This window comes from Leisingera aquimarina DSM 24565 (genome assembly GCF_000473165.1).
GTDB classification, from domain to species: domain Bacteria; phylum Pseudomonadota; class Alphaproteobacteria; order Rhodobacterales; family Rhodobacteraceae; genus Leisingera; species Leisingera aquimarina.
In genome coordinates, this window is the sequence record NZ_KI421504.1 from 925,729 (window position 1) to 938,762 (window position 13,034).

14 protein-coding genes are annotated in these 13,034 nt (G+C 60.9%); 5 read left to right on the forward strand and 9 right to left on the reverse strand.

Annotated elements, in window-relative coordinates; translation table 11 throughout:
- Nucleotides 1–193: 193 nt before the first annotated feature.
- Nucleotides 194–1,435, forward strand: a complete 1,242-nt coding sequence (locus AQUI_RS0108490) for a reprolysin-like metallopeptidase (RefSeq protein ID WP_027257137.1) — start codon at nucleotides 194–196, stop codon at nucleotides 1,433–1,435.
- A gap of 42 nt (nucleotides 1,436–1,477) precedes the next feature.
- Here AQUI_RS0108490 and rlmN read toward each other — a convergent pair whose 3' ends face one another.
- From rlmN to AQUI_RS0108505, 3 genes are all read right to left on the reverse strand, one after another.
- Nucleotides 1,478–2,665, reverse strand: a complete 1,188-nt coding sequence (gene rlmN, locus AQUI_RS0108495; protein WP_027257138.1) for a dual-specificity RNA methyltransferase RlmN — start codon at nucleotides 2,663–2,665, stop codon at nucleotides 1,478–1,480.
- 109 nt (nucleotides 2,666–2,774) lie between these two features.
- Nucleotides 2,775–3,170 (reverse strand): lysozyme inhibitor LprI family protein, encoded by a 396-nt coding sequence (locus AQUI_RS0108500; protein WP_051371854.1) that lies wholly within the window; start codon nucleotides 3,168–3,170, stop codon nucleotides 2,775–2,777.
- Between the two features lie 102 nt (nucleotides 3,171–3,272).
- Nucleotides 3,273–3,803, reverse strand: coding sequence for an invasion associated locus B family protein (locus tag AQUI_RS0108505; RefSeq protein WP_027257140.1), 531 nt, complete (start codon nucleotides 3,801–3,803; stop codon nucleotides 3,273–3,275).
- Between the two features lie 193 nt (nucleotides 3,804–3,996).
- Here AQUI_RS0108505 and AQUI_RS0108510 point away from each other — a divergent pair, with 193 nt between their 5' ends.
- Complete coding sequence (locus AQUI_RS0108510; RefSeq protein WP_027257141.1) at nucleotides 3,997–4,995, forward strand: asparaginase; 999 nt, start codon at nucleotides 3,997–3,999, stop codon at nucleotides 4,993–4,995.
- Nucleotides 4,996–5,031: 36 nt separating this feature from the next.
- Here AQUI_RS0108510 and AQUI_RS0108515 read toward each other — a convergent pair whose 3' ends face one another.
- The 5 genes from AQUI_RS0108515 to serB form a co-directional block, all read right to left on the reverse strand.
- Nucleotides 5,032–5,352, reverse strand: a complete 321-nt coding sequence (locus AQUI_RS0108515; RefSeq protein ID WP_027257142.1) for a YciI family protein — start codon at nucleotides 5,350–5,352, stop codon at nucleotides 5,032–5,034.
- Nucleotides 5,353–5,385: 33 nt separating this feature from the next.
- Complete coding sequence (locus AQUI_RS0108520) at nucleotides 5,386–5,823, reverse strand: SRPBCC family protein (RefSeq protein WP_027257143.1); 438 nt, start codon at nucleotides 5,821–5,823, stop codon at nucleotides 5,386–5,388.
- 13 nt (nucleotides 5,824–5,836) lie between these two features.
- Complete coding sequence (locus AQUI_RS0108525) at nucleotides 5,837–6,157, reverse strand: ArsR/SmtB family transcription factor (protein ID WP_027257144.1); 321 nt, start codon at nucleotides 6,155–6,157, stop codon at nucleotides 5,837–5,839.
- A 159-nt stretch (nucleotides 6,158–6,316) separates the two neighbouring features.
- Nucleotides 6,317–7,075: a TSUP family transporter gene (locus AQUI_RS0108530; protein ID WP_027257145.1), complete on the reverse strand. Its 759-nt coding sequence runs from the start codon at nucleotides 7,073–7,075 to the stop codon at nucleotides 6,317–6,319.
- A gap of 8 nt (nucleotides 7,076–7,083) precedes the next feature.
- The gene (gene serB / locus AQUI_RS0108535) at nucleotides 7,084–7,959 is read right to left on the reverse strand and encodes a phosphoserine phosphatase SerB (RefSeq protein WP_027257146.1); all 876 of its coding nucleotides are present in this window, start codon (nucleotides 7,957–7,959) and stop codon (nucleotides 7,084–7,086) included.
- Between the two features lie 279 nt (nucleotides 7,960–8,238).
- Here serB and AQUI_RS0108540 point away from each other — a divergent pair, with 279 nt between their 5' ends.
- The 3 genes from AQUI_RS0108540 (at nucleotide 8,239) to AQUI_RS0108550 (ending at nucleotide 11,909) form a co-directional block, all read left to right on the forward strand.
- Nucleotides 8,239–9,393 carry a phosphoserine transaminase gene (locus AQUI_RS0108540; RefSeq protein WP_027257147.1) on the forward strand — a complete coding sequence of 385 codons (1,155 nt, stop codon included), beginning with the start codon at nucleotides 8,239–8,241 and terminating at the stop codon, nucleotides 9,391–9,393.
- Between the two features lie 99 nt (nucleotides 9,394–9,492).
- Nucleotides 9,493–11,088, forward strand: a complete 1,596-nt coding sequence (gene serA / locus AQUI_RS0108545) for a phosphoglycerate dehydrogenase (RefSeq protein ID WP_027257148.1) — start codon at nucleotides 9,493–9,495, stop codon at nucleotides 11,086–11,088.
- Between the two features lie 92 nt (nucleotides 11,089–11,180).
- Entirely contained in the window at nucleotides 11,181–11,909 is a 729-nt protein-coding gene (locus AQUI_RS0108550; RefSeq protein WP_027257149.1) for a metallophosphoesterase family protein, read from the forward strand.
- A 91-nt stretch (nucleotides 11,910–12,000) separates the two neighbouring features.
- Here AQUI_RS0108550 and tdh read toward each other — a convergent pair whose 3' ends face one another.
- Entirely contained in the window at nucleotides 12,001–13,029 is a 1,029-nt protein-coding gene (gene tdh, locus AQUI_RS0108555) for an L-threonine 3-dehydrogenase (protein ID WP_027257150.1), read from the reverse strand.
- Between the last annotated feature and the right edge of the window lie 5 nt (nucleotides 13,030–13,034).

Genomic DNA, 13,034 nt, shown 5'->3' on the forward strand with positions numbered 1-13,034 from the left:
GGCGTGGTGATGCCGCGGCGACGCGGGCGGGAGAGCCGGCGGGAAATCGGACTTCATCAGACGGTTTTCGCGCGGTAAATTGCCAATTGCAGCAAATTGTCATTTCTTCGATCGGCCTGAGGCCGGAAGCGGGCCAAACTTGGCCACATTTACAAACAAAAACTTACCGTTGACAGGATAGTGGAGACCGTTGATGCCCGAAGTTTCAGATTACACGGCGCTTTTAGCCTATACATCGAACAGCAGCCTCCGCTGGAACAGCCTAGCTGATCTCGGCACTCAAACTGTGGTGACCTACAGCTTTGTCGATAGCGGTGACTTGGGGGATGTGGCTGACGACCCCTATGGTGCCAGCAGCTATTGGCCCTTCAACAGCACGCAGCGCGACTATTTCCGCCTGGCTCTTGCGGAGTTTGAAGAGGCGTCCGGCTTGCTGTTTGTCGAAACGGACGGTCCGGCAATGATCAACGCCTTTGGCTACAACGGCGGCTCTGCTGCAGGCTGGGCGGATCTTGCCTGGTCCAACTCCTACTCCACCAATGAGGGGGAGCTGGCGATTGAAAGCACTGATATGGCACCGGGATCCTATGGCTATGAAACGGTGCTGCACGAGATCGGCCATGCGCTGGGTCTTGAACATCCGCATGACGGCGACAATACGCTGGCGGACCATCTGGACGACCAGGCACACACCGTGATGACCTATAATCATGCCGGGTACAATGTCACTGAGCTGGGCACATTTGATGTGCAAGCTCTGACCCATATATATGGCGATACCGGCGGAACCGCAGGATGGAGAGCTTACGTCAATACGGCGGGCGACGTGGTGATCAAGGCCAGCAGCCGTGCAGAAACTGTATTGGCGACCGGACAGGATACCAAGATTTATGCAAAGGGCGGCGAAGATACGGTCATCGGCCACGAAGCGGATGACCACTTGTTCGGCGGCGGCGGCGCTGACAGTCTTACTGGGGGCTATGGCGAAGACAGGCTAGTGGGCGGTAAGGGATCGGACGTTTTGATCGGCGGATTGGATGAGACCGATTATTCAGGCGCCTACGATGAAGACGATTTTCTGAAAGGAAATGGCGGCAGGGACACGCTTTTCGGCGGCCAGGGGGATGACAGGCTGATCGGCGGCAACGGCAAAGACCGTCTTGTCGGCGGTGAAGGATCTGACGTTTTGACAGGGGGGAAACACGCGGATGTTTTTGTGTTCGTGTCTGCCGATTATTGGGAAGACGAAGTCATCACGGATTTTGGCAAAGGCGATGACCGGATCGAATTCTTTGACACCTCAGTGGAAGACTTCAGCGATCTGACCATCACACAGGAAAATGGCAGCACCCTGATCGGATTTTTCGGCAGTCACCAGATCGAGTTGACGGGCTATACCGGCACGCTCACCGAGGACCACTTCCTGTTTACTTGATATGGCAGCCGGGGAACCTGCCGCACCGGGGCCGGATCCGGGTTACTTCAACCCGGCTTCGGCCTCAATCTGCTTGCGGCTCTTGCGGGCGCGCTCGGTTGCCGATTTCAGCTGGCCGCAGGCCGCCATAATATCATCGCCCCGCGTCTTGCGGATCGGCGAGGCATAACCGGCCTGATAGACGATATTGGCAAAGGCATGGATGCGGTTGTTCGAGGACCGCCTGTAGGGGCTGCCGGGCCATTCGTTGAACGGGATCAGGTTGATCTTGGCCGGGATGTTGTAGCGCTTGATGTGCTCGATCAGCCGGTGCGCGTCCGCGTCAGTGTCATTGACCCCGTCCAGCATCACATATTCAAATGTGATCCGCTCGGAGTTCGACACTTTGGGGTAATCCGCAAGTGCCTGCAGCAGCTCGTCAATATTCCAGCGCTTGTTGATCGGCACCAGCTTGTCGCGGATCTCGTTGGTGGTGGCGTGGAAGGAAATCGCCAGCAGACAGCCGATTTCTTCGGCAGTGCGGGCAATCTCCGGCACCACGCCTGAGGTCGACAGGGTAATCCGGCGGCGGCTGAGCGAGATGCCCTCAGGATCCATCGCAATCTTCATCGCGTCGCGGACGTTGTCGAAGTTGTACAGCGGCTCCCCCATGCCCATCAGAACGATGTTCGACAACAGGCGGGTTTCATCCTTGGGCGCGCCAGGCACCGGCCATTCCTCCAGATCGTCGCGCGCCATCATCACCTGGCCGACAATCTCGGCCGGGGTCAGGTTGCGCACCAGCTTCTGGGTGCCGGTGTGGCAGAACGAGCAGGTCAGGGTGCAGCCCACTTGGGACGAGATGCACAGCGTGCCGCGGCCGTCTTCGGGGATATAGACCACCTCGACTTCATGCCCGCCGGCGATCCGCACCAGGTATTTGCGGGTGCCGTCGGTGGAGACCTGCTTACTCACCACTTCCGGGATGCGGACTTCGAAGGTGTCTGCCAGGTCTGCGCGGTAGGCTTTGGCCAGGTTGGTCATATCCGCGAAGTCGCGCTTGCCCCACTGGTAGATCCACTGCCAGATCTGTCCGACACGCATCTTGGCCTGTTTTTCCGGTGTGCCGTGTTCGATTAACACCTCGCGCATGCGCTCGCGGGTGAGGCCGACAAGGTTGATCTTGCCGCCTTCGGGATCCTTGCGGGGCAGGGTCAATACGTCCTGGGTAATCGGCGCGCTGGCGGTCATGGGCTTTAGCCTCGGTGCTGGTGGGCGGATGCGGCTCTATATAGGATTCCCGCGAAAGATCAAAAGGAATCCTTGAACGCATATTTCAGACCGCCGCACTGACCAGTGCCTATCTGGAAAACCGCACCAGCTCCTCGACCCGGGCGCGTCCCAAGGTCGTCCAGCACGCCCGCGTTGCAATTCCGGCGTCTTCACGCACTGCATGGGCTTCGCCGGCAAAGGCGCAATGCGCGCCCCGGAACGCTTCCCATGCGGTTTGGCTCTCAATCAGTGCAGCTTCAACGGCAGTCCCGCCATTGGTGTTGTCACGCTCTGCAGCGGCGACCATTGCGGCTTCCAACGCGTTGAGCAGTGCGGCTTCCACTCCCTCTTCATCATCCGCCACGCAGGAACCGACTTCCTCACGGCTTCCCGCGCCGCATTCCAGCGCCGGATTGGCAAAAGCAGGCGGGAAAAGCAGCGCAACTGCAAGGCAAGCGCACGGGAGACTGGCTGAGTTCGGCATGGCAGGCACCTCCTGCTTCCCATGCTAGGCCGCTTGCGGGCTTCAAACAAGAAAACCCCGGCGCGAGCCGAGGTTTGGTGTGTTTCCGCTAGGCAGCAGATATTACTTGCTGCAGCGTTTTTCCGCGTCTTCCAAGGCGGCCGTGAATCCCAGCAGCGAGAAGCTGTCTTTGGTTTGGGTGCCCCGGGCAGATCGCGCGGTCAGCACCGCATTTGCGCCGCGCTTCATGGCGGTGACAATCTTGGCGTCGTCCGCAGGTGTGGCCGGCCAGGCCCATTCGCCCTCGGTGAACAGTTCAAATTCGGACTCGCCAATGGCCATGTTCACGGTGGATCCCGGCGCAAACGGATAGCCGCCGGTAAAGCTGACTTCGCCTTTGGGGGTGTCGCTGCTGCGGAAGGTGACAAACAGCTGGATTTCGCTGCGGCGCACCGCCACGACGCGGCCGTCGCGGGTGTTCACGGTTTCCTTTGGTGCGGAAACCCCCCAGCATTCATTCGGATTGTCGCCTTCAAAGACGCTCCAGTCCACCTTGGCTGCAACGCGATTATTCGACGTTGCTTGCGCAGATGCGGTGGTTGCCAATGCTGCCAGACACAGGCCCGCAGCCACGCGGGCGAGTTTCAATGCCATTTGTCCCGACTCCAAGACTGTTCTCTAAACCTCAAATACCAAACAAAGGGCCCGCAGCGTTTCAACCGCTGTCTGATCCCGATCCCCTCGCTTGCGCTACACAAGCACACTAACGTAACTAGCACCACGGGCGAAAGTGCGTTTTGGCAGGATTTCGCCCAGAAAACCGCACGGAAAGATAAGGGGAGACATCATGCCGAAACCTGTGCCCATGGCCGAAGTCTGGCGGGGCCCGCTGCTGGAGAGCCTGCATTTGGGGCATGCCGTCATTTGTGATGACACGGGCAAGGTGGTGCGCAGCTGGGGGGACCCGGATGCGGTGATCTACCCGCGCAGCTCGGCCAAGATGATCCAGGCGCTGCCGCTGATTACCTCCGGCGCCGCTGCGCGCTATGGTCTGACGTCTGAACAGCTGGCCCTGGCCTGCGCCTCCCACAATGGCGCGCACATCCATACAGACCGGGTGAACAGCTGGCTCGATCAGCTGGGCCTTGGCGATGATGACTTCCGCTGCGGCACGCAATTGCCAGACGACATCCCGGCCCGCAATGAATTGATCAAGACCGACAACAGCCCCTGCCAGGTGCACAACAACTGTTCCGGCAAGCACGCGGGTTTTCTGACCCTGACCCAGTACTTGGGCGCCGGGGCGGAGTACATCGAGGTTGATCACCCGGTGCAGCAGGCCTGTCTGGCCGCGTTTGAGGAAACCACTGGCCAGGACAGCCCGGGCTATGGCATTGACGGCTGCTCAGCGCCGAACTTTGCCACCACGGTTACCGGCCTTGCGCGCTCGATGGCGTGGTTTGCCAGCGCCGCAGACCGTTCCGATCGCGCGTCGCAAGCGGCGCAACAACTGGTCGCGGCGATGACGGCGCATCCCGAATTGGTTGCAGGCGAAACCCGCTGCTGCACCAACCTGATGCGGGCCATGGGCGGAAAAGCGGCGATCAAGACCGGAGCCGAGGCGGTGTTCATCGCGATCCTGCCTGAACAGAAGATGGGCGTAGCCTTGAAAATCACTGACGGCGCCACCCGCGCCAGCGAATGCGCGATAGCGGCGCTGATGGTCAGCCTTGGTGTGCTGGAGGCGAAGCATCCGGAAACCCGCAAATACATGAACAAGACACTCTACAGCCGCCGCGGGCTGGAGTGCGGATCCATCCGCCCGGCAGCCGAATTGCTGTTCTGAAAATAGATGCCCCGGGCCTGTCCCGGGGCATGCAGCCTACATTTCCATGTCGATGATCTCGGCCACTTCGACCGAACCGTTGCCGCCCACCACCATCGGGCAGCCCTTGGCCATTTCGCAGGCAGCATCCTGATCGGCCGCTTCGACCACCGTGTAGCCCGAAAGCGGATTGGCGCCGCCATTGTCCACGACCCCTCCGGCGCTGACTGTCTTGGAGAGGCCAACCGGCGCGCCCGGGACCTTCAGCGCGTCTCCCATCGACCCCATCCAGTTTTTCCAGGCCTCCATTTCCTTGGCGCCTTCTGCTTCGCTCTCGGGCTTCTTGCCGCCGTGATAGGCAAAAATGAACTGTGGCATTGGTTTTCTCCCTTGGTTGCGATGAATTCCTGTTCAGGCGTTTTCGGCCAGTTGCGCCTCCAGCTTGCGCAGGGTCGAAGTCCAGCCCTGTTCGTGGCGCGACGCGATCTCGCTGCCGTCCAGATCACGGTGGTCAATCAGCAGCATGGCGCCGTTTTCGGTGGCAGCAATTGTAAAGGTCACATGGCTTTCGGCGCCGCGGTTTCCGTTCTCGTCGTGCCAGGCCCACGTGAAGCCGACGGACTTCGGCACATCCACATGGGTTACTTGGCCAGAGACATGGAACTGCTGGCCGTCACTGTTCTGCATGACGGAAAACCAAGGGCCGGTGCGGCTCAGGTCCAGATCATGTTCCGGGATATGCACCCCCTCCGGGCCCCACCATTGCAGCAGCTTGTTCGGGGTGGTCACCCAGGCGAACAGTTTTTCCGGACTGACGGGAAAAACCCTTTGCAGCTGCAGATCACTCATGCGGTTTCCTCCATCAGGTGTCATCTTCCAGTAAAGCCGCCTTCAGCCGGTCCAGACCGCCCTCCCAAAAGGCGCGCCGGGACTGGGTCCAATCGGCAATCATCCGCAGGCCTTCGGGGCGGGCGGAATACAGCCGCTTGGTGCCATCGGCGCGCTGCGTGACCAGCCCGGCCTCGCGCAGCACCTTCAGATGGCGCGAGATCGCAGGCGCCGAAATGCCCGCACCCGGTGCTAGATCGCCTGCAGGCAGTTCGCCTTTGAGAATCAGCTGGTCCACAATCGACATACGGGTTTCATCCGACAGCGCGGCAAAAGACTTCAGAATCGGTATCATATCTATTATTATCACTTTTGTTAATTAAGTGTCAGGTTAAAAATGGTAGTAGACATCTGGGTGCAATTGGCCCGTATACAGCAAGACAAAACCGCGCGGCCCAAGGTCCGTTGCCGCTGCCGCTGCCGGTACCGGCGGCGGCAGGTCCGGGTCAGGAAATCACCGCATATCCCAAAGCAGCTTGGCCGCCAGGGTTATTGAGGTCAGCACCAGCAGCGGTTTGATCAGCTTCGCCCCCTGCCTTTTTGCAAGCCCGGCTCCTGCCCGCGCACCGGCAATCTGGGCCAATCCCATCAGCAAGCCCGTGATCCACCAGGGGGAGGCGAAAAAGGAAAAGGCAACAAGGCCGCCCGCATTGGAAGCAAAGTTCAACAGCTTGGTATGGGCCGTGGCCTTAAGGATGCCGTAACCAGCAATGGAGACAAAGGCGAGCATGTAGAAACTGCCTGCCCCCGGTCCCAGCAGCCCGTCATAGGCACCGCACAAAGGAACCATTGTTGCGGCAAACAGGGCAGGCGACAGGCGGCGCTGCCGGTCCAGATCATCCAAGCCTTTCTTGGTTGCAAAGAAGATGGCAATGGCAATCAGCAGCACCGGCAGGAACAGCCGGATCCACTCGGTGGGCAGGAAGGTCACCAGAAAGGCTCCTGCGACGGACGCGGCAAAGGCTATCAGCGCAGGTATACGCTGCGATTTCAGATCAACGTGGCCGGCTCGGGCATAGGTGGCTGCCGCGGTGGCGGCCCCGAACAGCGCCTGGACCTTGTTTGTCGCCAGGGCCGTGACCGGGCTGGCCCCCGCCAGCAGCAGAACAGGCAAAGTGACCAGTCCGCCGCCGCCGGCAACCGCGTCAATGAAACCCGCGACAAACCCGGCTGCCAGCAAAAGCAGCAGGGTTTCGATCCCCACTTCCAGCATGTGATTGATCAGCCTTTGAAATCGTCCTGGCCGTAGCCTTGGATGTACAGCAACGCAGTCAGGTCGCCGTGGTTGATGCGGATATCGCATTCCGCCGCGACCGAAGGTTTTGCATGCAAGGCTACGCCGGCGCCCGCACGTTTCAGCATTCCCAGATCATTGGCGCCGTCGCCAACAGCAATGACATCCGCCTCGCCAATCCCCTGCCGGGCGGTGATCTGCTCCAGCGCCTCCACCTTGGCTTCCCGGCCCAATATCGGCCTGCCTGCTTCTCCGGTCAGCTTGCCGTCATTTATCAACAGCGTGTTGGCGCGGTTTTCATCAAACCCCAGCTCGGCCGCCACCTGAGCGGTGAACGCCGTGAAGCCGCCGGACACCAGCGCCGCATAGGCGCCCTCTGCCTTCATCGTGGCCAGCAGATGCCTGCCGCCGGGCATCAGCGTGATGCGCTCGGCCAGCACCTTGGCGATCACCGTTTCTGGCAGCCCTTTCAACAGTCCCACCCGCTCGGTCAGTGCGCCTTCAAAATCCAGCTCGCCGTTCATTGCCCGTGCGGTGATGTCCTTGACCCGCGCGCCAACGCCCGCTTCCTCTGCCAGTTCGTCAATGCACTCTTGCTGGATCATGGTGGAATCCATGTCGGCCAGCAGCATCTTCTTTTTCCGTCCGGCGTTGGGCTGAATAACCAGATCCACGCCCAGCTTCTGCAGATCCTCCCAGACCTCCCAGCGGTTGTCCGGCATCTGCGCCAGCGGAAACTCAGCCGCGGCACCCGGGGCTAGCCAGACGGCCTCGCCGCCGCCCCAAGCATTGCGCAGCGATTCGATCAGCGCAGGCTCCAAACCCGGGCTGGCAGGGTTGCAAAGCAGGGTGGCAGCAAACATCGGCAGGCTCCGTTTTGTCGGGATTCGTCTTGTCATAACGGCCCGCCGCTGGATCGGCCAGCCTGCTCGATGCTGTGGAAAACAGGGGGCGTTATAAGGCAGGCCGCCAGAAGTGAATTCAGGGCGCTTGTTTCCGATGGTGGAAAAGTGTGTCGCAAAAAGAGTGCGTATGGCCGTATTTCTCCGACTTTTCTGTTGCATGCCGCGCTGCAGCGGCCTAGCTCTGATGGCGGGACACCCCTCCCCAACGAGGGGCGCTTATCTGGAAGGGTAGCATTTATGGCTATTGCACACCCGGTCACGCGGCCGGCCAATCCGCGTTTTTCTTCTGGCCCCTGCGCCAAACCTCCAGTCTTTGACGTCGCCAAACTGGCCAACGCCCCGCTGGGCCGGTCGCACCGCGCTGCGGTGGGCAAGGAGCGCCTGAAGGCTGCAATCGAAGGCACCCGTGAAATTCTGAATATCCCTGCTGATTACAAAATCGGCATTGTCCCTGCGTCGGATACCGGTGCGGTGGAAATGGCGATGTGGAACCTGCTGGGTGCCCGCGGTGTTGAAATGCTGGCCTGGGAAAGCTTCGGCTCCGGCTGGGTGACTGACGCGGTGAAGCAGCTGAAGCTGGACGCCACCGTCAAGACCGCCGATTACGGCCAGATCGTGGACCTTGCCTCTGTCGATTTCACCAATGACGTTGTCTTCACCTGGAACGGCACCACCTCTGGCGTGCGGGTGCCCAACGGCGACTGGATCCCGGCGGACCGCGAAGGCCTGACGATTTGCGACGCGACCTCCGCGGCCTTTGCGCAGCATTTGCCCTGGGACAAGCTGGATGTGACCACCTTCTCCTGGCAGAAGGTGCTGGGCGGCGAAGCAGCGCATGGCATGATCATTCTCAGCCCCCGCGCAGTGCAACGGCTGGAAAGCTACACCCCTGCCTGGCCGCTGCCCAAGATCTTCCGCCTGACCAAGGGCGGCAAGCTGATCGAAGGCATCTTCCAGGGCGCCACCATCAACACGCCCTCGATGCTGGCGGTGGAGGACTACCTGCTGGCGCTCGACTGGGCCCGCTCGGTGGGCGGCTTGGAAGGCCTGCGCGAACGCGCCTACGCCAATCTCGCCGCGGTGCAAAGCTTTGTGCAGGACAACCCCTGGATCGCCTTCCTGGCGGAACAGCCGGAATACCGTTCCAACACCAGCGTCTGCCTCAAGTTCACCGATGAGCGCATCCAGGACGGCGCCGCCTTTGCCAAGGCCGTGGCCAAGCGGCTGGAGAACGAAGGCGTGGCCTATGACATCGGCGCCTACCGCGACGCGCCTGCGGGCCTGCGGATCTGGTGCGGCGGCACGGTCGAAGCCACTGATGTGGCAGCGCTGATGCCCTGGATCAAATGGGCCTTCGAGGCCGAGATCGCCCTCCAGACCGAAGCGGCCTGATTCAGGCCCTGTTCCGGGGCGCCGGCCCCGGATCCCCCACTCGTGGGACCCCTCTCAATTTCAGGCCGCACAGGCCCCCGTATGAAAAGGACCGCAAACATGGCTCCCAAAGTCCTCATCTCCGACAAACTTTCTGAGGCCGCCGTGCAGATCTTCCGCGACCGCGGCATCGACGTCGATTTCCTGCCCGATGTGGGCAAGGACAAGGACAAACTGGCGGAAATCATTGGCCAGTATGATGGCCTCGCCATCCGCTCGGCGACTAAAGTGACCGAAAAGATCCTGGAGAACGCCGATAACCTCAAGGTGATTGGCCGAGCCGGCATCGGCACCGACAACATCGATAAGGAAGCCGCCTCCAAGCGCGGCGTCATTGTGATGAACACGCCCTTCGGCAACATGATCACCACCGCCGAACACGCCATCGCAATGATGTTTGCCACCGCCCGCCAGCTGCCTGAGGCTTCGGCGTCCACTCACGCCGGTAAATGGGAAAAGTCCAAGTTCATGGGCACCGAACTGACCGCCAAGACCCTGGGAGTGATCGGCGCCGGCAACATCGGCGGCATCGTCTGCGACCGCGCCCGCGGCCTCAAGATGAAGGTAGTGGCTTATGATCCTTATCTGAGCACTGAGAAGGCCGATCAGATGGGAGTCGAAAAGGTGGAGCTGGACGAGCTGCTGGCCCGTGCCGACTTCATCACCTTGCATGTGCCGTTGACCGACCAGACCCGTAACATCCTGTCCAAGGAAAACCTGGAGAAGACCAAGAAGGGCGTGCGCATCATCAACTGCGCCCGCGGCGGCCTGGTGGACGAAGGCGCGCTGGCGGAACTCTTGACCTCCGGCCATGTGGCAGGCGCGGCTTTCGACGTGTTCTCGGTCGAGCCGGCCAAGGAAAACGCGCTCTTCGGCCTGCCCAATGTGGTCTGCACCCCGCACTTGGGTGCTGCTACGACCGAGGCGCAGGAAAACGTCGCTCTGCAAGTGGCCGAGCAGATGTCCAATTACCTGCTGACCGGCGCGGTGGAAAATGCGCTCAACATGCCTTCGGTGACGGCGGAAGAAGCTAAGATCATGGGCCCCTGGATCAAATTGGCTGATCATCTGGGTTCCTTCGTGGGCCAGATGACGGATGAACCGATCAAGGCGATCAACATCCTCTATGACGGTGCCGCTTCGGAGATGAATCTGGACGCACTGAACTGTGCAGTGATTGCCGGAATCATGAAACGCGCCAACCCCGAGGTGAACATGGTCTCGGCCCCGGTGGTCGCCAAGGAGCGCGGCATCCAGATTTCGACCACAAACCAGGACAAATCCGGTACATTCGACGGTTATGTCAAGGTGACCGCAGTGACTTCCAAGCGCGAGCGTTCAGTGGCGGGCACCGTGTTTTCCGACGGCAAGCCGCGGTTCATCCAGATCAAGGGTATCAACATCGAGGCCGAGGTCGGTGCGCATATGCTGTACACCACCAACGAGGACGTGCCCGGCATCATAGGCACCCTGGGCCACACTCTGGGCGAAAGCGATGTGAATATCGCCAATTTCACCCTGGGCCGCTCTGAAGCGGGCGGCGAAGCCATCGCGCTGCTTTATGTGGATGACGAGGTGCCGGCAGAGGTCCGAGCCAAGCTGGCCGAAACCGGGTTGTTCAACCAGATCAAGCCGCTGGCCTTCGACGTCGTCTGAAAGTTGACTGCGTAACTGGTTCAATCAGGAACGCCGCCCGGTTATAAGGGCGGCGTTTTCGTATCCGGCCTCTTCAAACAAAGGACCTTGCAATGACCGCGCCTCTCTATGCGATCGGCGACATTCACGGCCAGCTTGCCATGCTGGATGAGGCATTGACCCGGATCGAGGCCGACGGCGGCCCGGACGCGCGGATTGTCTTTCTGGGCGATTACACAGACCGCGGCCCGGACAGCCGCGGGGTGCTGGACCGGCTGACCGCAGGTCAGAAGGAGGGGCGCGACTGGATAACGCTGTTAGGCAACCATGACCGGATGTTTGCCTGGTTCATGGAGGACACGCCCCGCCATGACCCGCATTTGCTGGTCGGGTACCATTGGTTGCATGACCGCCTTGGCGGCACTGAAACGCTGGATAGCTACGGGTTGCAGTTTGATGACCGCACCCGGCTGGAGGATCTCCACGCCCGTGCCAAGGGCGCAGTCCCCCGGCGCCATGTCGATTTTCTGCGCAGCCTGAAACCCATGCACGAAACCCCTGAGATTGCCTTTGTCCATGCAGGCATCCGCCCTGGTGTGCCGCTGGCAAAGCAAAGCGAGAATGATCTGATCTGGATTCGCCAGAGCTTCCACAATTATTCAGGCCGGCACCCGAAGCTGATTGTGCATGGCCATACGCCAGTGGACCGCCCCGGCCATTACGGCAACCGCATCAACCTCGACGGCGGCGCCGGCTACGGCCGCCCGCTCAGTGCCGCTGTATTCGAAGGCCGCAGCTGTTGGCTGCTCACGGAATACGGCCGCCAACCGCTGACCCCGTAGTTCTCCTTATTCTTCTGGCCCAAAATATCCTGGGGGTGAGTGCCAGCGGCGCGAGGGGGCAAAGCCCCCTTTATCGGCCCCTAAAACAAAATCAGGTCCAGTCCAGCACCACTTTGCCGCTGGACCCGGACTTCATCGCCGCAAAGCCTTCGGCAAAGTCATCCACGCCAAACCGGTGGGTGATCACCCGGCCCACATCCAGCCCGTTCTGCAGCATGGCGATCATCTTGTACCAAGTCTCGAACATTTCGCGGCCATAGACGCCCTTGAGGGTGATTGCCTTGAACACGATACGCGACCAGTCGACCGGCGATTTTCCCGGCGGAATGCCCAACAGAGCAATCTTGCCGCCCATCACCAGCGCCTCGACCATCTGATCCAGAGCCGCCTGGCTTCCGGACATCTCCAGCCCGACGTCAAACCCCTGTTTCAGGCCCAAATCGCGCACCACGTCCTGCAGGTCCTCCTGCGCCACGTTCACCGCGCGCACTGCCGGCGCCACATGTTCCGCCAGCGTCAGACGGTCCGGGTTGATATCGGTGATCACTACATGGCGCGCGCCGGCGTGTTTCGCCACCGCCGCCGCCATGATGCCAATGGGGCCTGCGCCGGTGATCAGCACGTCTTCGCCCAACAGATCAAAGCTCAGCGCCGTGTGCACTGCATTGCCCAAGGGGTCCAAAATGGCGCCGATCTCATCCGGGATATCCTCCGGCAGAGGCACCACGTTGAAGGCCGGCAGCTTCAGATACTGGGCAAAGGCGCCCTGCTCGTTCACCCCGATGCCGCGTGTGCCGGGATCCAGATGGAATTTGCCGGCCCGGCTCTGGCGCGAGTCCGTCTTGATCAGATGGCCCTCGCCGGAGCAGCGCTGACCCACCGCCAGATCGGTGACATTGCGCCCGATCTCGACGATTTCGCCCGCAAACTCATGGCCGGTAATCATCGGCACCGGTACGGTATGCGCAGCCCATTCATCCCAGTTCCAGATGTGGATGTCGGTGCCGCAGATGCCGGTCTTCTTCACCTTGATCAGCACCTCATCCGGGCCGATCTCCGGCACCGGCGCCTGCACCATCCACAGGCCCTCCTGCGGATGGCTCTTCTCCAGCGCCTTCATCGTGT